The sequence below is a fragment of the Algibacillus agarilyticus genome, assembly GCF_003286125.1.
Taxonomy (GTDB): domain Bacteria; phylum Pseudomonadota; class Gammaproteobacteria; order Enterobacterales; family Alteromonadaceae; genus Algibacillus; species Algibacillus agarilyticus.
In genome coordinates this window covers 66,882-88,341 of the sequence record NZ_QMED01000015.1, presented here as the reverse complement: position 1 = coordinate 88,341, position 21,460 = coordinate 66,882, and the positions used below count along the sequence as shown (strand labels likewise).

Below are 21,460 nucleotides of genomic sequence, written 5' to 3'. Positions count from 1 at the left end.
TCAACTATTTCCGCTGAAACTTTCTCGCTTGATGCAAAGCAATCAGTTCATGTGATTTATTCTTCAATGCATGAAGTAGCATATAATTTACAGGCACTAAGATAAGTGTAATAAAAGGCGCCAATAAAATACCAAAACCAAGTGACACAGCCATCGGAACCAAAAACTGAGCCTGGCTTGATTGATCAAGAATAATAGGTAATAAGCCTAAAAACGTCGTTAACGACGTCAATATAACGGGTCTAAAACGGGTAGAAGGCACTTGAAGAATAGCCTGCTCTAATTTTTGTCCTCGTTTTAATTGATTATTAATAAAATCAACCAGTACAACAGCATCATTAACCACAACCCCAACCAAAGCCATTAAACCAACAAAGCTCATCATGGTTAAGTTTATCGACATCAGCCAATGCCCGCCCATTGAGCCGATTAAACTAAAGGGAATAACAGACATTACAATTAATGGCTGACTGTATGATTTAAAAGAGATAGCAATAATGCCGTAGATAACTAAAACAACGGTCAACAAGCCCCATTTGAGCGAATTAAGGGTTTCCAATAACTCGCTGCTTTCACCTACTAATGCAATATTAATCTCGGGGTGCAACTCACGCAGCTCATCGATATACTTTTGCAACTCTGCGTGCAATTTATAAATATTAATTTGCGAATTAGAAAGATCAGCGGTGATATCAATACTACGGCGTCGATCAGAACGATGAATAACGGCGGGGCCTACGTTAATCGTAAAATCAGCCAACTGTGAAAGTGGGATCCGTTTATTATCCGGCAGGTGAATAAAAAACTTTTGTAAATCAGCTAGCGATTGACGTTCACGAATAGGCAAACGAACCATAACTTTAACTTGTTGATCGCCTCTTAATAAGCGTTGCACCTCAATACCATAAAAAGCGGCTTGTACTTGATTAGCTAACTCAACACGCGTTAAACCTAACGTTTTAGCTAAAGGCGTTAATTCTAAAAAGAGCTCTTGATTGCCACCTTCAAAATTATTAGCAATATCTTCTACATACTTAAACTTTGAAAATTGCGTTTTTATTTTTTGTGCTATCTTTTCAAGTTCATCTAAATTATCACCACTGATCCTGATATCAATTAACTTATGTCGCTGAGCGGCTTGCGATTCAAAAACTAAGCTGGCAACACCCGGTAATTCACCCACCATACGCCGCCAAGCTTGCTCTAAAGCCAAGCTATTAATATCAAGTGAATGCAATTCCTCAGGTATCAAATCAAAACTAACCTGCCCTAACTGACCTTGAACATCACTTTCGATGGTTCCGCCGGTAACAGACATTATATTTTTGATAATACTTTGGTTTGTTTCTGGATTCACATGGCGCTTTTGTAATTTTCGAGCTTGCTCACTAATATAGTCAACATGTTGATCAAGTGTGAAAAACTCCGTTCCTGAAGGCAATACAATAGTCGCAATCACTTTATCACTGGTTATTTTTGGAAAAAAAACAAATTTATTCGACCCCGTAAAAACAGCAGACAAGACAACTAAAAAGAAACCAAAAAAGATAATTAAACAACTCGCCTTTTGCTTCATACACCAATTTAAAACGGGTTTATAGTAGCGCACAATAGCTTGCTCAAACCCGGCTGCAAATCGCTGCTGCCAAGCCAGCAAAGAATTCTTTTTAGTCGGCGGGTTTAATTTGACAAATTTTAAGCGAGAAGGCAGCACCCACTTTGATTCCATTAAGCTCAATATCAACACAGGAATAACAACCGCGGGGATCTGCGATAAAATAACACCTTGGCTACCGTCAATAAAAAACAAAGGTGTAAAGGCCACAATACTCGTTAAAACACCTAATGTAACAGGCTGCGCAACTTCTTTTGTACCTGAAATAGCCGCATGCAAGCCCGTTTCAGAATGTTCCAAATGAGTATAAACATTTTCACCGGTCACAATGGCATCATCAACGACCATGCCCAACACTAAAATAAAGCCAAACAAGCTGACGATATTAATGCTCACGCCAAAAAGCGGTATAATTGAAAACGCCCCAATAAAGCTAATCGGCACGCCAATAAAAACCCAAAAAGCAACTGCGGGTCGTAAAAACAAAGTCAAAATTAATAAAACTAATATGCCACCATAAATGGCACTCAACGCTAAACCTTCTAATCTATTTTGCAAGATTTCAGCATGATCACGCCAATACGCTACCGATAAACCTTCAGGCATTTGTCCCTGTTTTGCCTCAACATAATTTTTTACCGTTTTAGCTAATTTAGTCGCTTTTTGACGCTCACCTTGCATGACATCGATAAACACAGCGGAATAACCATTAAAGCGTGTTTTAATGTGACTATCGGCGAGTGTATCGCTAATTTTAGCCACTTGACTTAATTTAATGGTACTGCCGTTTGCTTGATATTTAATGACGACATCAGACAACTGCTGCGCATTATAAGCTTGGCCTTTAGAGCGAATTGATATTTGCCCACCTGAAGAAAATAAGGAGCCCGCTGAAATATCCTGTGCATTCAGCCGTATGGCTTTAGCCACCTCAGTCAAACTTAATTGATATTGCTGTAATGCTTCATTCGAAATTTCAATCGCAATTTCATGTTCAGCAATATTACGCATAACCAATTTATGCATTCCAGGTTGCAGTGCTAATTCGTCACGAATATGTTCAGCTGCAGTTAATATAGACAGGTCATCTTGCTCACCATATATTGCAACACTAATGACCGACGAAAACTCATGACTCAATTGCACTAGCGGGCGGTCAATATTCACGGGAAAAGTATTGATCGCGTCAACTCTATTTTTTACTTTAGTTAATAAGTGCGTTTTATCATAACCATCAGCCACCACAACCGATGTCATCGAATGACCTTTTCTTGATTCACTACGAATATTGGCTAAACCAACAATATCGCGCAAAGCCTCTTCAACATGACGTGTGACTTTAAACTCAACATCCTGTGCACTCGCGGCGGGGTAAACTATTTTTATTTCGATTTGATCAGGTTCTAAATTGGGGAACACTTGCTGGGGCAAATTAAAAGCTAACGACCAAGCACCGGCGAGTAACAGTGTGATCATTAATAAATTTGCCGCAATATCATTTCTAGCAAACCAAGCGATCATAAGGCCGTTCCTTTTGCCGCCTTAGCTTGCGTAATATCCGCATTAAATATATTAACCTCAACACCTTCTTCAATATCACCGAGTGATGTTGTTACCAGCATGTCGTTATTTATTAAACCAGATACCACAACGGCATACTCTTGATTTCGCCAGCCAATGTTAATCGGTTTACGGACCAACAATCGATTTTCAATTACGTATACATAAGCATCTTGATAAATCACTTTATTAGGCACAACCGCCACGTTTTTTAATTCAATACCCTTAAATTTAGCCGTGACATATTGGCCTATTTTTAATGACCTTTTACCTTTGTTTTTAACACCAAATGGTTCGGGAATTTGTACGATCACATGTAACTGTTGACTGGCTTGATCAATCGCCCCTTCGGTTCTTAACAAATCAGCTTGCCATTTTTCATCTTTTCCTAATGTAGATACAATACTCACCGGTGCATAATTGGTCTGTGCTTCATTGCGCTTATTAGCATCAGGTAAATCAATAAAATTGAGGTCTTCATTTTTTAGCGGCAAACGGATCTCCAAGGCATCAATCGCGTAAATTTGACCTAAAACCGCATTTTTGCCGACAACTTGACCAATAGAAACGCCTTTTTGTAAAGTGTGTCCGTCATAAGGCGCTAAAATATCGGTTCGAGCTAAATTCAATTCCGCTTTTTTTAAGCCCGCTTCAGCAGAGCGTAATTTAGCTTCGGCAGAGGCAAGCTGAGGCCCACGTGTAACTAACTCATTGGGTTGCTCTGTATTATCAATAAACCAATCTGACGTGGCTTGTTTAGCTTTCGCTTTTTCTTGTAAATATTTTTGCTTCGCATCAAGATAACCAGCCTGCGCAGCACTCACATCCGCTAAATAATCACGTTTATCAATTGCGATAAGTAACTCACCTTTAGCAAAAAAACCACCGGCGCGTAAATTGGCACTCACAAAAGTAACTTCACCGCCCACTTGACTAACCACATTACCTTGAGAACGCGCTTGAACACGACCATAAGACTCAATAACAGGCGTGTAATCTTGTAATTTTATAGGTGAGGCAATCACGTTAATTTGTGGTGTTTTAGGCACGACTAATTCATCGCCTTGACTATCAGTAAGCCAATACATAGCAATAAATAAACTAAATAAGGTGATGAGAACTAACGGAAAACTATCTTTCATTATTCGCCTCTACATTTAACTCCACAGCCCAACCTCCGCCTAATGCAACCAATAAATTTAAATGATCAAATATTTGTTGATACTGCAAATTAAGTTGACTAATTTGGGCTGAAAAAAAATTACGCTGATTCGCTAAATAATCTTTGTATTCAATTAAGCCTTGTTGATATTGCCGTTGTGCTAACGTTAAAGCTTGCTCTACATTTTGATAAGTTTGCTCATTAAGCATATTCTCTAACTGAGTTAACTCACGCTGACTAAATAAATTTTCGACTTGTTTAAAAGCGTTATAAGCCGTATTTTTATAACGATACTCTGTTTTATCTAAATCAATTTGAGCTTGTTTGGCTTTATTCTTTAGACGCCCGGCATTAAAAATAGGCCCCGCTATATTGGCACCTAAATTCCAGCCAATGTCGCCCAATTTAACTAAATCAGACAAGCTATCACTTGAAGAACTGGCATTAGCGGAAAGACTAAAACGCGGAAAGCGATTAGCATAAGCAATAGCCACCTCACTCTGTTGCTTTAACACATCAAGCCAAGCTAAACGAATATCAGCCCTTAACGTTAATAAATCAGCCGGTAGTATTCGAGGTAAAACAGGCAATTCATCCGGTAACGTAAATGCTTTAACGCGATGAGAGATAGCCATTGGGGGTAAGCCAAACAATAAAGGCAGTTCATGCGATAACCGTTTCAAACTGTTTTTTTCACGCAACAATTGGCCTTTTACACCTTGCACGTTATTTCGTGCCTGATAAACATTCGCTAAATTAACTAACCCGGCTTTATATTGTTCTTCAGCACTGCTTAGCTGGCTTTTAACATTAATCAAACGCTGTTCTAATAAAGCGATAATTTGCTCGGTTTTTTTTAATTTAAGGTAGTGAGTGACCAACGAAACTGAAAATTCAAACTGCTGTTGATAATAGCGAATACTTTGTTGCTCAAATTGAATGATTTTTTGCTGAACACGTTCTGATAATTGCCCCCATACATCTAACGAAACACCACTCGATAACGCTAAACCGTAATTGTTATCTCCACTGTCATTACGAGACGCAAAAAAGCGGCCATCCAAATTAGGCAGATATTGCGATTCTTCAATATCGATGTTCAGTTTGGCTTGCACTAAGCTGGCAGCCGACTGTCGCAAATTTAAATTTTGTCGAATAGCTTGCAATACAAGCTGGTAAGAGTTGTCATCAAGCAAAGGTTTAATCCAAGCTAAAGCCGCTTGATTTTCCGTTTGTAACGCCAAAGAAGATTGCTGTTCGTAAGTCTCATGCCAATTATTTTGCACTGCCAATGTAGGGGTAATGGTTAATTCAGGTTTAAAACTACACGCACTAAAAGAGAAAAAAATGATCACAACGCCAAATGCGGTAAAAAGTTTATTCATATATAGTCTGCACCTGAACGAGAAAGAGATTACGAAGAGAAAAGCTAACTGATTTAAGCCTAGCTATATTTATTAAAAAGCCCAACTTTAAAGCACAAAAATCAGCGTATATTTACCAAGAAAAAAGAAAGACTTTTCCATGTGCTCATCAATAAGTCTATGATATAAAAAGACTTCGCTTTTATTTAGCTAACATAGGTAATGAATAAATATGAAAACTGAACTTAGTTTTGCACAAACACGTGTACTCGGTGTCTGTTTAGAGAAAGAAAAAACCACTCCCGATCAATACCCACTTTCGGTAAATGGCATTACCACCGCTTGCAACCAAAAGTCGAACAGAGAACCCGTAGTTAGCTTTAGTGAAATAGAGGTACAAAATACCGTTGATGAGTTAATTGAATTACGCTTAATCGCCCAAGCAACCGATATCACAGGTCGCGTGGCTAAATATCGCCATCGCTTTTCGGGCAGTCAATTTGCCGCATTTAGCTTTAACCCGCAGCAAACCGCAATCATCGCTATTTTATTTTTACGCGGCCCACAAACACCAGGTGAATTAAGAACACGAACTCAACGCTTATATCCTTTTAAAGATGTAAACGCGGTCGAAAGTGCATTAGACGAACTCGCAAGTGATGAAAATACCGCTTACGTTGTAAAGCTGCCACGCGAAGCCGGTAAAAGAGAATCACGCTATGCGCATTTATTTTCAGGTGAAGTCGAAATCAGTTCTCAACCTAATGTCAGTCATTTAAGTTCAGACGGTAATGCAAAAGATGAAAGGATCGCAGAACTAGAAGCGCGAGTTGATCAGTTAAGTGCAGAGTTACAAAAAATAAAAGATGCGCTCGATATAGAGTAATAGCGATCGGGTTTTAGGGGCAGGTTTCTAGTTCAAGACGAAACCTAAGTACTGACATCCATGATAAGCAAAGCAGTCAAAGCTACCGCGTCCTGCTCTCGCCCCTTACCTGTATCCATGCAGGCAAGCTTCGAGACCCCATGAGCATATGCTCTACTATGTGATTGGGGCGAGTAAGCGCTGACAATGAACCATAAAACCTGAGCGAGAAGACTATAGAGTAATAGCGAAGAAAAGAAAAACGCTGCAAGTCTAAAATGCCTAATCAAAACATCTGTTGTAAAACCTTAGACTTGCAGCTGTTGAAACCCGTAATACAATAAACAACCCAATTTACATTATTGAACGCTCAATAATGTAAATTCGTAATTACTAAAAATTAAATACCACCAATGCGTTCAGCAAAAACCTTATAACGCTCAACATCTTCTTTTTTGAAAAGTGGGTTGCCTTCGCCGTCTTTGTCTGCCGACACAAGCAAGCTTTCACGTTGAAGCCTTTCAACCCTAATATTTTGTATACCTAAGAATTCAGCAACTTCGCTAACCGTCATTAAACTCATATGCTCTCCACTTTTAAATTATTATTTAGCATCGTTTAATTAAAGTCTAAAAGCGGCCTGATTAAAAGTGTTATTTAGTCATTATTAACATTTTTTTAACTCGAATTTCTTGATTACTATAACCAATAGGTATAAAAAAGGTCGCTTGCGCGACCTTTTCAATGATTAGCCATTAATTAAAATAACGTGCTAATTCAAAAAACTAAAAACTTATATTGTTAATCGCGAATTTGACCATCACCTAAAACAACAAATTTTTCAGTTGTTAAACTCTCTAAGCCCATCGGACCATATGCATGCAATTTAGACGTCGAGATACCGATTTCAGCCCCGAGTCCTAATTGACCACCGTCTGAAAAACGGCTCGACGCATTAACCATCACCACAGCCGAATTAACACGGCGTGTAAATTCATTAGCACGCGAATAATTTTGTGTACAAATAACTTCAGTATGGCCCGAACTATATTGCTCTAAATGCGCAATAGCACCGTCAAAATCGTCAACCACTCGTACCGCAATTTCAAGCGCTAAATATTCTGCATCCCAGTCTTCTGTTGTTGCAGGAGTCGCATCTTTAAAAAACGGTAAGCTTTTTTCACACGCATGAATTTTTACGCCTTTGGCTTCAAGTTCTTGCGCAGCTAAAGGTAAAAATTGCTCAGCAATCACCGCATCAATTAATAAGGTTTCGAGTGCATTACACACACCCGTGCGCTGCGTTTTACCATTAAGTAACAAATTAATAGCCATATCAAATTCAGCCGCGGCATCAACATATAAATGGCACACCCCTTTAAAATGTTGAATAACCGGAATACGGCTGTTTTCAGTAACAAAACGAATCAACCCTTCGCCGCCGCGTGGAATAATTAAATCTATATCGTCAGACAAGGTCATTAATTCATTCATCACAGTCCGATCAGGGTCAGGCACAACACAGATGGCATCAGGGTTAATATTTTGTTCAACTAAGGCTTCATGCAAGCATTTAGCAATAACTAAATTAGAATATAACGCTTCTTTACCGCCACGTAAAATGACCGCATTACCCGATTTTAAACAAAGCGCGGCCGCTTCTGCCGTCACATTAGGGCGCGCCTCATAAATCATCGCGATAACACCTAATGGGATACGCATCTTACCTACACGAATACCATTAGGACGAATAGTTTGATTTGCCATGCCGCCCACAGGATCAGGTAGTTGTGCCACCTCACGTAAAGCAGCTGCTAAATCTTCGACGCGGCTTGGCGTTAAACGTAAACGGTCAACCATCGCATCTGTTAAACCGTTTTCTTTACCTGCAACTAAGTCACGCTCATTTTCCGATAAAATAAGATCGGTGCGCTCAATAAGTTTGCGCGCCATCGCTTCTAATGCATCATTTTTTTGTTGTTGATCTAAATTTGCCACGCTAAATGATGCCTTGCGTGCGGCTTTTGCCATGGCGGCAATTGAAAAACTCATAAATACCTTTCCTTAATTTTATGCCAATACCACAATATCATCTCGATGTAATACAACATCACTTGGGCAATATCCCAAAATTTCGATAATTTTTTTGCTTTGCTGCCCCTTTATTTGCGACAGTTCCATGCTGTGATACTGGCTAATACCTTTAGCGATTAGTTCACCTTGCGTATTTTGAATATCAAGCGCATCACCTTTGTTAAAGTCGCCTGAAACATCAGTAATACCGATACTCAACAAGGATGCACCTTTTTTTAATAATGCCGACTGAGCGCCCGCATCAACTTTAATACTGCCTTTACTTTTAAGGCCATGTTGCAACCAATGCTTACGCGCTTTTTTAGGCGATGCTTGGCGCTTAAATAACGTACCGGCATTATTACCGATTAATAACTCATCAAACACGCGGCTATTCGTGCCATTCACGATCAAGGTGTTAATGCCTTGCACCGTTGCTTTTTCTGCGGCTTCAATTTTGGTTCGCATGCCGCCAGTCGCTATTTTGTTGGTGGTGCCACCGGCTAAGGCGTAAATACTATCATCTATTTTGGCTACGTCTGGCAATAAAACCGCATCAGGGTTTGATCGTGGGTCTTTATTAAAAAGCCCATCAACATCACTACAAATCATTAATAAATCAGCCGACGAGACCAAAGCAACTAAAGCACCTAAGTTATCATTATCACCCACTTTAAGTTCTTTAGTGGTGACTGAATCATTTTCATTAACAATGGGTAAAATGCCATTATCTAAAAGTGTACGAATCGTATTTTGAATATTAATGTAGCGTTCACGATCAGACAAATCACCGTGAGTCACTAAAATTTGCGCACACGGAAAATCAAAAAAGCGTTGCCAATTAGCCATCATCATCGTTTGACCGACCGCCGCCATCGCCTGCTTTTCAGCTAACAAAGGCAACTCGCCATGCGCAATTAAACTACGGCCAGCAGCCACACTGCCACTCGAAACCAGAATAACTTCTTTACCTTGCTGACGGCACTCTGAAATATAACGCGCCATTGGCAATAAAAACTGCCCACTACAACCATCACCTTCGGGTGATATAAGCGCACTACCCACTTTAATTACGGCTCTATGCCAGTCAACTGAATTCATTAACGTATCAAAATATTAAAAGCAAAAACAAACAAGTTATGAATTATAAGGATTGCATGCAAACTAACCAACCTCTAATTAAGCTAAATACCAATTAAATAATGGTTTAAAGTCGATATATGCTCAAGACACGTCTATCTGGTGATATGTTCAACAGGCTAAAGCAAAATCAAAGTAAAGATAAAACCGACACTCTGAATAAAAAAACAGAGCTGCCGGTTTTTATCGCATTTTATGTTAACGCATATCGTTACCAAATTTTGACGCGCTCTGCGGGTGCGATATACATACCATCGCCTTGTTTCACATCAAAAGCTTGATAAAACGCTGGCATATTACTCACAATGCCAATAACACGATACTCACTGGGCGAATGTGAATCGGTCAGTAAACGGCGACGCAATTCTTCATCGCGGTATAAACGCCGCCAAATTTGTCCCCAACTCAAAAAGAAACGTTGGGTCGATGTATATCCGTCTAACAATGGGCCTTCTTTACCCGCTAGCGACAGTTGATACGCTTTTAAAGCCACCGTTAAGCCACCTAAATCACCTATGTTTTCGCCTAATGTGAGTTCACCATTAACGTTTGCATCCGCAAACGGTTTATATGCCGCATACTGCTTAACCAGTTGTGAACCCCGCGTTTCAAATTCAGCTAAATCAGTATCGCTCCACCAATTAACTAAATTGCCATGGCCATCATACTTAGCGCCTTGATCATCAAAACCATGGCCAATTTCATGGCCAATAACGGCACCGATGCCACCATAATTAACCGCATCTTCAGCGTCTAAATTAAAAAATGGCGGTTGCAAAATCGCGGCAGGAAAAACAATTTCATTGTTAACCGGGTTAAAATACGCATTGACAGTTTGTGGCGTCATAAACCATTCATCACGATCAACCGGCTTGCCTATCCGCCCTGCATATTCTTGTGTTAGCCATAAGTTGTAACGCACAAAATTGCCAACTAAATCATCCGCTTCAATTTCGAGTGCCGAGTAATCTTTCCATTTATCGGGGTAGCCAATTTTAGGGGTAAACTGGGCTAACTTTATTTTGGCCGCGGCTTTGGTTTCTGCACTCATCCAGTCTAATTGCTCAATTGACAATTCAAATGCATTAATCAAGTTATCAACTAACTCAATCATTCTGATTTTAGCTTCTGGCTTAAAATAATCTTTTACGTATAAGCGCCCGACTATTTCACCAATAATATCATTGGCATTATCAACGGCCTTTTTCCAACGCGGTTTTTGCTCGGTTACACCACTTAACACCGTACTGTGAAAAGCAAAAGATCGGTCAACAACGGTTTTATTCAGTAAATGGGCTTTGCTATCAATAATATGAAACCGTAAATAATCTTGCCAAACCGCAAGCGGCTGCGAGCTCACTAACTCACCTAGCGCTTTAAAAAAAGAGGGCTGAGAAACAATAATATAGTCGGCATGATCAAAACCAATATGACTCGCAAATTGCGACCAATCAAAATCTGCGCCCATTAATTGGTTAAGTTCAACCGGCGTCATTTTGTTATAACGTTTATTGGCATCTCGACTATCCACTCGCGTCCATTGTGCTTGCGCTATTTGAGTTTCAAACGCGAGAATATTCGCCGCCGCTGTTTCAGGTGATGGATGTTGAATCAACCGTAATAAGTCGGCAATATAGGTTTTATATTCACGCCTAAAATTAACAAATTTTTCATCGGCCTTTAAATAATAATCACGATCAGGCAAACCAATACCTGACTGCAAAATATACAGCGCATTAGTTGTTGAATTTTTAGCATCATTATTAACATACCACCCAATTGGAGTTGCCGTTGCACGTTTATCTAATTCGGCTAACGCCGTGATTAACGCTTGTTTATTACCAATTTTTTCAACTAAAGCAAATTCTTGTTCTAAAGGTTGTAAACCTTTGGCTTCGGTCAGTGAAAGGTTCATATAAGCATTATAAAAGTCACCTAATTTTTGCTCATCTGACCCTTTTACGGCTTGTGTATTCGCAGCGGCTTTTTCAATAATCGTTTTCATGGCTTGTTGTGACTGTTCATACAGCTCAGTAAACGCACCGTAGTTAGATTTATCAGCCGGAATTTGCGTTTTTTCTAACCATTTGCCATTTACATGCCGGTAGAAATCATCTTGCGGGCGAATGCGTTTATCAATATTGGCTAAATCAATGCCCGATTGTAATTCGATTTTTTTAATCGGTTTGGGTACATCTTGTGGATCAGCTCGATCACTACAAGCACCCAGTGCGATAACAAAACAAGCAGAACTCAGTGCAGTTAAAAATGGTTTCATTTAATATCCCTAAATAATAAAGCAATAAACAATTTGATAGCATGTTTACTCAAGTAAGCAGAGTATAAATAAATCCTGAAATAGGTGAAACAGATGAATACAGCTAAATGAGAGGGGATAAAAATAGCGTCTAGGAATAACGTCTAGGCCAAGTTGCGCCTATTTTTTAGCTTAACAACAAAGTTAATATAAAAAATTAAGCGCAAACTCACAAAGACGCATCAAGCAACCGCAAGCAACATTAAGGCATGCACAGCTGCAGCATTTTATGATTGTAGGCTTTAATAAAAGTAGTTAATTTTTTACGCTGTTCGATCGCTTTAACATCGTCTGGCGTTTGTGGAATAACTAATGTATCGCCCAATTCAACCACCAAACGATAACCACAACGCAATTTAACGTCCGCTACACTGTGAGGTTCAGCATTAGGCACAACAATCGCACGGCGCGAAAAAGCATATAATCGGTAATCACTTTCTGCAACCGCAAGGTTGATAGCCTCATCAACCTCCGTCGTTAGCATCCAATTAACCGAATGAGCAGGCGGCAGCGTTTGGCAAGCCAATAAACCCCAACTTAAAACCAAACTTAAACATGCTCGCCATAAACTAATTTTTTTGAATCCTAGCACGCTAATGAACACCTTGTGTTGATGTTTTACGAGCAATACGCATAAATACACCACCGATTAACGATATAAACAACCAATAACCAAAAGCACCACCACCCGATGATGAACTCGGTGTTGTTGGGTTAGTTGGCGTAGAGGGTTCAGCCGTACTGGTTAAGGTAACCGTTGCAGTCGACGTGCTGCCCGATGCATCTTTTAACGTATAAGAAAGGGTTTCGGATCCTGTAAAATTACTCGCAGCCGTATATTCAATCGCATCTAAAAATACGGTCACCGTTCCATTTCCTGTATAAGCAGCTGAAACCAGTTCTAACGCATCACCATCGTCATCTTCATCATTTTGAATAACATCTAAAACAGTTTTAACGTTAGGCGTAACCGAAAAGCTATCGTTAAACGCCCGAGGCGCATCATTAACGGCACTCACCGTTACATTAAACACCAGCGTGTTACTATCAAGTTCGCCATCATTAACTTTAGCACTCACATTTAATGTGCCATTAAAGTTAGCATTAGGCGCAAGCGTATTGCCCGATAACGTATAATTATTACCCGCCATCAAACTTAACGTTAAAGGATCATTTTCGGTATTCTCAATTGCAAAATCAGCCAAGGTAAAAGTACGGTTGCTGTCTTCTTGTATTAACTGAGATTGAGCGCTCGTTAGCACCGGTGCGGTATTAGCAACCACAGGCACCGAAACCGTTAACGTCAACGTTGCATTAGCTTTAGCACCATCACCATCCATCAGTTCATATGTCATTGTTTCAATACTATCTTGTGCCGTCGTGACGATTTGCAATTGGTTATTAACAATCGAAACTTGATGAATACCCGCATAAGTCACTCCACTTAACGTAAGCGAAGTGCTGACATCATCGCTGTCGTTAGCCAATACATCGATCAGGATTGTGCTACTGGTATCAGCACTTGCAGTATCATTAACACCAATAGGCGCTTGATTAATTCGATTCACGGTTATGTTTAAAATGGCGTTAGCACTGGTATTTTCACCGTCAGAGACTCTTAAATTAACCGATAATTCACCACTAAAATCTGTTGTCGGGGTGACAGTTAAACCTTGCACGGTGTAATTTGTTCCGGGTAATAGAGTCAAAACAAATACATCACTGTCGCTATCAACAATCGTTAAATCAGATAAGCTTAAATCAATCGTATTATTTTGATTAATCGTTTTACTCGTCGTATTCGTTATTTGTGGGGTAACGGAATTAGCGACTTGATTGATGCGAATAACCGCAGGCGCAATATTAAAAAACACATTGTCTGCGCATTTAACCATTAAACGCCCGGCTGTTACGGCTTCGTTTGGCATAAAGGGAACCGTAGCAAAACCATCGTTTTCGGTGTTACTCAAAATAACAGAATCAAACGAAAGGCCATTATTATTTGAAAACCAAATATCGACGAGGCTACAATTAATCGGACTTAAATGTGTACTCGCTAAATCCCAATTCACATCAAGCGGCTCATTACCATTAACCGTTTGTGTTGTCGCCGGGCTTGTTACTTTAAAAGCAGCCCCAGTATCAATCACAGAAAGCTTAACGTCGTCAGTATCAACACCACCTTGTCCATCACGTGCCGTAAATTTAAAATTAAGCGCTCGCGTTGTCGTCGCATAGGTCTCGCCTAAAGTTAAAGTTCCGCTGATCACATCTGCCAAACGCGGAAAATATCGCGTTGATGAAGATGTTGGGGCTAATGACCTAAATAACGGACGCGAACCATCATCAACCATCGCCGCCGCACTATCTGTTGCGGCACCTTTATCAAACTGCTCCCAAACAAACGTTAAAGCATCACTATTTGCATCATTAGAGGTACCAGTTAAAACAAAAGGCGTATTAGCCGGAATACTTTTATCATTACCAGCTGAAACAATGGGCACATTATTACTTAAACTCGTTTCGGTACCACACGTGCTACCCGCACCTTGCGTTACAAACGCATTAACTTGTTCAATCGATGCAATATGAAAATAAGCATCTGACGTGTTTTGTAAATTCTGCGAAGCACAAATTCCCGCATAAGACATAATAGTCGACCCACTCCCTGGCTCATAAGGAACTAAGTCACTGCGCTGCCCCTCACAACCTTCTTCTAGCCCATTATAAGTGTGCTCAGCACTGAACTGATGACCCACTTCATGCGCAACATATTCAACCGCAAATAAATCACCAACCGGATTAGATAAGCCCGTGCCACCCTGTGCTTTAAACCCAGAATTATTACACACACTACCAATGGTCGCTAAACCACCATCGCCGGTCATAAATACATGCCCCAGGTCGTAACTGGCACTGCCTATCGTGTCGTCAATAAAGGTTTGATTGGCACTTAAATCATCTTCGTCAGGACTATTTGAAAACGCATCAGTTGCCGCATTTTCGCTAATCAAATCATTATTGTTACCTACAATTTGTAACATAATCGAAAAGTCACGCTGATAAACCTGATTGACTCGGTTAATTGTCGTTGTGATCGCATTGGCAGCAGCGGCTTTGCCACCAAAGAAATCGGTATATTCACCTGTGGTCGCAATAGCAATACGATAAGTGGTTAATGTCTCGCCGTTTGCGGTTCCAAACGATCCTCGGTGAGCAACGGGTAAGGCTTCTGCCGTTGGCGGTAAACTTAAAATATTGTCCGCAAAATGTGGTTTTTTAATCGCGGTTTGATATAACGCATATTGGTTAGTCGCACCGAGTAATGCATCAAGATAGTAACTTTCGCCATTAACCACATAAACGCCATTAAAGCCTAAAGGCCCTATATCAAAACGACCGACACTGTATTCATCATCGAGCATATGCCCCGAAAAAGTAAATAACGTTGGATTATGATGTTGAAAATCAGGCGCATAAATAGGATCAAAACGCAGAACATAATCGACAAATTGATCATCACCATAGGGTAATTTCACCGTTAACGTAGCATCGCTTTCGCTTTGTGCTAATTCCGTTAATTGTTCAGTAATAACCGTTAAATCGGTTTTAAAGTAATCAGGATTAAGCAGTTCGTCCCGTACATGTAGAATCGATTGCTGACCTCGAGCCGCGGTTTCAAACCATTGCCATTCTGTATTGGTATCTGACGCAGATTGCGCCATCAATGAAAACGGCAGCGAAAATAGCAGACACGCTGCACTTAATTTTTTATAAAGCATAATCGACTTATTTAGGGAGAGTTATGAATAAAAGTTTAGGCTAAAAATATGACAGCAGCTAAAAACAATTCACATAAATACAAAAAAATGGGAATTTACGTTACATTATCTTTTATCTGCTTTTTAAACCGGTTTTAATTAATAATAATTATCGTATAAAACATGATAAATGATGAAAAAATTAAACCTAATAATAGGATCACCCGCCATTTTAGGCCTGATTTTATTAATAACAACTAAAATCGATTTATATCAATTTCACCATGAAATGATTGATGTGCAAAGTATGCTTTGGCGTGAAATACCGATTGCGATATTGGGGTTATTCTTGAGTGCAGGTGTTTTGTTAAGCAACGTATATTGGCTGATAACAAAACAGTGGAAAATAGCCATAAAAGCCATAACAAGTTTACTGCTTTTTATCGTCTGCTTCAGTATTAGTGGCGCAATGGGTGGTGCATTTTTAAATGCCACCTAATACCAATCCGTAATAATAAGTGCCCACTCAGCGAGCGTTTAAAACTCGCCTGAAAGGAGTGCCCCAGCGGCTTTTGACCTGCGTTATCGGTATTTGAAAGGGAACAACCATTCCTGTACACCGACGCCTTGTTCAAAAACCGCTGGATGCATTCTGAGAGATCACTTATTTATATGAATTGGTCTAATACATACACCCAAGTCACTTGGGTATAGTTTCATGCTCACGCCTGATAGTTCATTTGAGGTCGTCCAGAAAACTAAAATCGGCTTTTAAAATCAACTAAATCAATTACATAAAGCATTATTGATAATCAAATTGTCGTTATGATGAAAATATCACTACAAGACCACGCAGATGATACAGTAAACTTATTTATAAGCATTAAGCAACTTGATATCAAAATCGTCAAAATCAATGCTCAAATTCAATTCTTCTATTTGGCGTTCAACCGTCGCCAACTTAGCGTTTAATTCAACAATAGTAATTGTATTATCATCTAATAAATACACTTGCTTTGAAGCCGCTAAACTAAAGCGACGAATATAGAGTGCATCGGGTTCATTGTTGCTTACGCCTTGATCGATTTTACCGTTATAACGCGAGATTAAATTTAAAACCTGCTTAAGATCCCACACATACTTAACTTCAAGTAAATAGGGATGATTTTTAACGTTATTAAGTACCCAACCTATTATCACGCACGCAATAGCGACACCTGAAAAATTCAACCAAAAATTAGAACCTTCACCAGTCGATAAAAAATGAATGAGTACGGTAGAAATCCCTAAAGATAAACTCGCCAATGTGACAATACAAGCGATGATCACGTGGTTTAAATGTTTGCGGTAACGCGCTTTATCGATCTTAATGAGTTGCATGAAAAACAGCACCTTAATAAATATTAAATACAACAATTGAAAACAACAATCTAAAACAAATAGGCTAATCCGCCGTCTCGTTTGTTTAAAAGGGGTTGATTATTATTCGCAAGCGGCAGCAAGATACGCATTGAAATCACAGAATTATACGTCTTGAAGTCACTTAGCTATAGTCAAAGCGATCGGGTTTTAGGGGAAGCCGTCAAGCTTCGAGACCCCATGAGCATATGTTCTACTATGTGATTGGGGCGAGTAAGCGCTGACAATGAACCATAAAACCTGAGCGAGAAGACTATATAAAGAGTGACATTAGAATGATATGATGTCAGCAATTTACGAAAAAAAACTAATTCGAGTTATCAAATGCAAGCTATTCAATGTACTGTTGAATCTATCAATAATTTAACACCTTACATTTATCAAATCCGCCTTAATATACCACAACCGCTTGATTTTAAAGCGGGTCAATATCTCATGTTAGTGCTAGCAGAAAAAGACAAACGCGCATTTTCGATAGCAAATAGCCCAAGTGATAACGCCTTTATCGAATTGCATATTGGTGCAGGCGCTGAAGATGCCTATGCCATGGGTGCCGTTACCCACTTTCAAGAGGCTTTAGCTAACAACACCAGCGTAACAATAGAAGCCCCCGCCGGTAATGCTTATTTACAAACACAAAACGATCGCCCAATTATTTTGGTCGCAGGCGGTACAGGCTATACGTATACTAAATCGATTGCAGAACAATTATTTGCAACTAACACAACCCAGCCTGTTTATTTTTATTGGGGTGTACGTTCACAAGACGCTTTATATGATCTTGAATATTGGCAGCAAAAAGCCAGCGAATTGACTCACTTTACCTTTGTGCCAGTGGTTGAAAATAACGACGACGCTTGGCAAGGCACGAATGGAAATTTACTCGATGCGGTCTTAAATGACTTTGCTTCTCTGGCTGATTACGATGTTTATTGCGCAGGTCGTTTCGAAATGGTTGGCAAAGCCCGTGAGGTATTTACCGCTCAAGGCTTAAACCGTGACAATATATTTGGCGACGCTTTTGCCTTTATTAAATAAGCTAAATAAACGCTAAAAATAAAAATGCCGTCAGCGCAAAGCCCACATCAATAAAATAATGCCGAATACCCGCCAATTAAATTTAATTTGATTGGCGGGTATTCGGCATTATTAATTCTTTATCTTTTATACGCCCTCGATTCCACAATAAAGTAATACCAATTCATATTAATAAGTGATCTCTCTGCACGCCTCTATTTTGACCTAAATCATATCCTGTATCAATAAAACAAGCGGTTGTGCGTAGCAAATTGTAAATTACATGGAACATGCCAAAACCCTACACTATAGTTATATCTCAATATATTAATACATCTAACTCAAGTGACTTGGGTTTATATCACACAAGGCTAAAAGGAAATGAGTCAACCCATGTTTGTTATTGCAGCTTGCATTGCGTCGCATTTATATAACGCGACTAAAGTGGCTGAAAACCTATCGCTGACGGCAAAAAATGCAAAAGCAGTCACCGTAAGAGCAGGTGAACAAGCGGCTGGTTTTTCTGCACTCACTGACTTCATTCAAGAGCTCGCCAGCAATACGATTTCATTAGCGCAAGCCGTAAATAAAATTGCGATTAAAATATCCATGCGTGCAACCCGGTTAGAACGCGTTAGGCTGGCCGATTCACGGTTTAAAAAAGCCTGTATTTTGGGCGAAGATGCACGCTACATCGGTGATATAAAACCTTACATGCAGCAAACACAACAAACGATAGCCGAACTGCAAGCCGAGTTTTCTGAATTACTTCATAAACTAAACCAACTCGTTGAAGACACGCATCGGCAGATACGCTCTGCCGCCGTTATTTCAACGATGTCAAAAGTCGAATCCTCTAATTCAGGGTTATATAAACCTCAATTAGAAGTCATCTCCGATAATATTTTTCAGGCCGCACATGCCATCAGGCATGAATTAAAATGTGCTGAAGTTTTACTTCGCAATGCGCGTATATAAGGATAAATACCCAGAATGAAAAACATAGAAGTCGTCAGTAATAACAATGCAAAATGGCTCATGTTTGGCCGAGATGCTGACAAACCCGAAAAAATAATCGACACCAACCAATATATGCTCGTGACCAACAAACGCGCTTTATTGCTTGATCCAGGTGGTATTGAGCTTTTTGCCCCCATGCTCGCTTCTGTTTTGCGTCATACCTCCATTGAACAGTTAACGGATGTGTTTGCATCTCATCAAGATCCAGACATCATCTCATCACTCGGCTTATGGGATCAGGCTTTACCTCATGCAAAGTTACATTGCTCATGGTTATGGGAAGGTTTTATTCGACATTTTGGGATGCAAAATATTAGTTTTCAACCCATTAAAGATGAGGGTGGCACGATAGATTTAGACGGTTATAGCGTGCAAATCATCCCCGCTCACTATTTACATTCATCAGGCAACTTTAATATATATGACCCGCAAACTAAATTTTTGATGAGCGGTGATATTGGTGCCGCATTAGAGGATCCCAATGCCCCCCTTTATGTTGATGATTTTGAATCACACATCCCAAAAATGGAAGGTTTTCATCGACGTTGGATGCCGTCAAACGCCGCCAAAAATGATTGGGTTCGTCGTGTTAGACAATTAGACATTGATTATTTAGCGCCACAGCACGGTCGAATATTTACCGGTGAAAACGTCGGAAAGTTTTTAGATTGGTTTGAGCAACTTGAAGTGGGTAGCGCCATTAAGCGTTAACGTTGAAAAAAGAAGACCCATCGTCATTAACAACTTATACCCAAGTCACCTCAAGATGCGAGTTCAGCATCTTGAAGTCACTTGGATATATTTTGATATAAGATCAAAAAAGCGACGTTAACGTCGCTTTTTTATTAATTTAATTCAACAGGTTAAATTAAGTTCGGTATTCCGCATTAATGCGCACATAATCATAACTAAAATCACAAGTCCAAATGGTTGCTTGCTCATCACCGCGATTTAATTCAACGGTAATATCAATTTCTTGTTCGTTCATAATGGCTTGGCCCATTTCTTCTTTATAGCTGGCTGCTCGTCCGCCCTTCTCTGCCACTAAAACGTCACCAAAATAAAGAGATAAAGCCGATGTATCTAAATCATTAAGTGAAGCGCATTCACGTGATGCATAACCAATAGCGGCCAATACACGACCTAAATTAGGATCAGATGCAAACATGGCGGTTTTAACCAGTGGGCTTTTACCGATGGAAAAACCAATCGTTTTGGCTTCTTCCACATTGCGCGCACCTTTTACTGATACCGTCATAAATTTAGTCGCGCCTTCACCGTCACGTACAATCGCTTGAGCTAAGTATTGCGCCGTTTCAACCAACGCGGCATAAACGTCAGCAAAACCCTCATCATCTCGACTCGTAATCGGCTTACTTTCGCCTTGACCAGTCGCGACAATAATAAACGAATCATTAGTTGATGTATCACCATCTACCGAAATACAGTTAAAGGATACGTCCGTAATTTCTTTCGTGATTTCATTCAAAAAAGACTGACTAATATTCGCATCCGTTGCCAAGTAACCTAACATTGTCGCCATATTAGGGTGGATCATACCGGCGCCTTTAGAGATCCCTGTAATGGTGACTTTGTTATCGCCATATTCCACTATTTTACTATAAGCTTTAGGCGCCACATCGGTAGTCATGATCGCGGCAGCAGAATCAGCCCAGTGATCCGCTTTTAAGTTGGCTACCGCGTGGGGAATACCGGCTAGCAACTTAGGCATCGGTAAATGCTCTAAAATAACACCGGTTGAAAACGGTAAGACTTGTTCGGGTAAAATAGACATGACGTCTGCCACCTGCTCACAAGTAGCCACTGCATCTTGCATACCTACCTCACCAGTACCCGCATTCGCATTACCCGTATTAATAACCAAAGCTTTAATCGGTAAGCCCGTCGCTAAACGCTGCTTACACAGAGTAACAGGCGCGGCACAAAACCGATTTTGCGTAAACACACCAGAAACCGAACTCCCATTAGCGATTTCTATAACCAACAAATCTTTGCGATTAGGTTTTTTAATGTTGGCTTCTGTCCAACCAAGACGAATACCTTTAATAGGATGTAATGTTTGTGTTTCGATTGCGGGTAAATTTACAGGCATGAGTTTAATAAGTTAATAATAAAGAGAGCGTCGA

16 protein-coding genes are annotated in these 21,460 nt (G+C 39.9%); 5 read left to right on the top strand and 11 right to left on the bottom strand.

Annotated features, from left to right (window positions below; translation table 11 throughout):
* Nucleotides 1-4: 4 nt before the first annotated feature.
* The 3 genes from DPX34_RS12850 to DPX34_RS12840 are packed head-to-tail and all read right to left on the bottom strand — an operon-like array spanning nucleotide 5 to nucleotide 5,722.
* Nucleotides 5-3,136, bottom strand: coding sequence for an efflux RND transporter permease subunit (locus tag DPX34_RS12850; RefSeq protein ID WP_111978834.1), 3,132 nt, complete (start codon nucleotides 3,134-3,136; stop codon nucleotides 5-7).
* Nucleotides 3,133-4,317, bottom strand: a complete 1,185-nt coding sequence (locus DPX34_RS12845; protein ID WP_111978833.1) for an efflux RND transporter periplasmic adaptor subunit — start codon at nucleotides 4,315-4,317, stop codon at nucleotides 3,133-3,135. Before DPX34_RS12845 ends, DPX34_RS12850 begins: the two co-directional genes overlap by 4 nt.
* The gene (locus DPX34_RS12840) at nucleotides 4,307-5,722 is read right to left on the bottom strand and encodes an efflux transporter outer membrane subunit (RefSeq protein WP_111978832.1); all 1,416 of its coding nucleotides are present in this window, start codon (nucleotides 5,720-5,722) and stop codon (nucleotides 4,307-4,309) included. The genes DPX34_RS12845 and DPX34_RS12840 overlap by 11 nt, the downstream gene beginning before the upstream one ends.
* 211 nt (nucleotides 5,723-5,933) lie before the next feature.
* On the opposite strand from DPX34_RS12840, the gene DPX34_RS12835 reads away from it, so the two are divergent.
* Complete coding sequence (locus DPX34_RS12835; RefSeq protein ID WP_111978831.1) at nucleotides 5,934-6,587, top strand: YceH family protein; 654 nt, start codon at nucleotides 5,934-5,936, stop codon at nucleotides 6,585-6,587.
* Between the two features lie 379 nt (nucleotides 6,588-6,966).
* Here DPX34_RS12835 and DPX34_RS12830 read toward each other — a convergent pair whose 3' ends face one another.
* From DPX34_RS12830 to DPX34_RS12805, 6 genes are all read right to left on the bottom strand, one after another.
* The gene (locus DPX34_RS12830; protein ID WP_111978830.1) at nucleotides 6,967-7,149 is read right to left on the bottom strand and encodes a helix-turn-helix domain-containing protein; all 183 of its coding nucleotides are present in this window, start codon (nucleotides 7,147-7,149) and stop codon (nucleotides 6,967-6,969) included.
* 218 nt (nucleotides 7,150-7,367) lie between these two features.
* Nucleotides 7,368-8,618: a glutamate-5-semialdehyde dehydrogenase gene (locus DPX34_RS12825; RefSeq protein WP_111978829.1), complete on the bottom strand. Its 1,251-nt coding sequence runs from the start codon at nucleotides 8,616-8,618 to the stop codon at nucleotides 7,368-7,370.
* Nucleotides 8,619-8,636: 18 nt separating this feature from the next.
* Nucleotides 8,637-9,740, bottom strand: a complete 1,104-nt coding sequence (gene proB / locus DPX34_RS12820; RefSeq protein ID WP_111978828.1) for a glutamate 5-kinase — start codon at nucleotides 9,738-9,740, stop codon at nucleotides 8,637-8,639.
* Nucleotides 9,741-9,990: 250 nt separating this feature from the next.
* Nucleotides 9,991-12,057 carry a M13 family metallopeptidase gene (locus DPX34_RS12815; protein WP_111978827.1) on the bottom strand — a complete coding sequence of 689 codons (2,067 nt, stop codon included), beginning with the start codon at nucleotides 12,055-12,057 and terminating at the stop codon, nucleotides 9,991-9,993.
* Nucleotides 12,058-12,298: 241 nt separating this feature from the next.
* On the bottom strand, nucleotides 12,299-12,688 hold the full coding sequence (locus DPX34_RS12810; RefSeq protein ID WP_111978826.1) for a hypothetical protein: 390 nt from the start codon (nucleotides 12,686-12,688) through the stop codon (nucleotides 12,299-12,301).
* Between the two features lies 1 nt (nucleotide 12,689).
* Nucleotides 12,690-15,878 carry an Ig-like domain-containing protein gene (locus tag DPX34_RS12805; RefSeq protein WP_111978825.1) on the bottom strand — a complete coding sequence of 1,063 codons (3,189 nt, stop codon included), beginning with the start codon at nucleotides 15,876-15,878 and terminating at the stop codon, nucleotides 12,690-12,692.
* A gap of 169 nt (nucleotides 15,879-16,047) precedes the next feature.
* Here DPX34_RS12805 and DPX34_RS12800 point away from each other — a divergent pair, with 169 nt between their 5' ends.
* Nucleotides 16,048-16,356: a hypothetical protein gene (locus tag DPX34_RS12800; RefSeq protein ID WP_157964720.1), complete on the top strand. Its 309-nt coding sequence runs from the start codon at nucleotides 16,048-16,050 to the stop codon at nucleotides 16,354-16,356.
* A 371-nt stretch (nucleotides 16,357-16,727) separates the two neighbouring features.
* On the opposite strand, the gene DPX34_RS12795 is transcribed toward DPX34_RS12800, so the two are convergent.
* Nucleotides 16,728-17,237, bottom strand: a complete 510-nt coding sequence (locus tag DPX34_RS12795; RefSeq protein WP_111978823.1) for a DUF3087 family protein — start codon at nucleotides 17,235-17,237, stop codon at nucleotides 16,728-16,730.
* Between the two features lie 363 nt (nucleotides 17,238-17,600).
* On the opposite strand from DPX34_RS12795, the gene fre reads away from it, so the two are divergent.
* The 3 genes from fre (at nucleotide 17,601) to DPX34_RS12780 (ending at nucleotide 20,024) form a co-directional block, all read left to right on the top strand.
* Nucleotides 17,601-18,314 carry an NAD(P)H-flavin reductase gene (fre, locus tag DPX34_RS12790; RefSeq protein WP_111978822.1) on the top strand — a complete coding sequence of 238 codons (714 nt, stop codon included), beginning with the start codon at nucleotides 17,601-17,603 and terminating at the stop codon, nucleotides 18,312-18,314.
* 360 nt (nucleotides 18,315-18,674) lie between these two features.
* Nucleotides 18,675-19,271: a hypothetical protein gene (locus DPX34_RS12785; protein ID WP_111978821.1), complete on the top strand. Its 597-nt coding sequence runs from the start codon at nucleotides 18,675-18,677 to the stop codon at nucleotides 19,269-19,271.
* A 15-nt stretch (nucleotides 19,272-19,286) separates the two neighbouring features.
* Complete coding sequence (locus tag DPX34_RS12780; protein WP_111978820.1) at nucleotides 19,287-20,024, top strand: oxygen-binding di-iron domain-containing protein; 738 nt, start codon at nucleotides 19,287-19,289, stop codon at nucleotides 20,022-20,024.
* Between the two features lie 157 nt (nucleotides 20,025-20,181).
* Here the strand turns inward: DPX34_RS12780 and argJ are convergent, their stop codons facing one another.
* The gene (argJ, locus tag DPX34_RS12775; RefSeq protein WP_111978819.1) at nucleotides 20,182-21,426 is read right to left on the bottom strand and encodes a bifunctional glutamate N-acetyltransferase/amino-acid acetyltransferase ArgJ; all 1,245 of its coding nucleotides are present in this window, start codon (nucleotides 21,424-21,426) and stop codon (nucleotides 20,182-20,184) included.
* Nucleotides 21,427-21,460 lie beyond the last annotated feature (34 nt).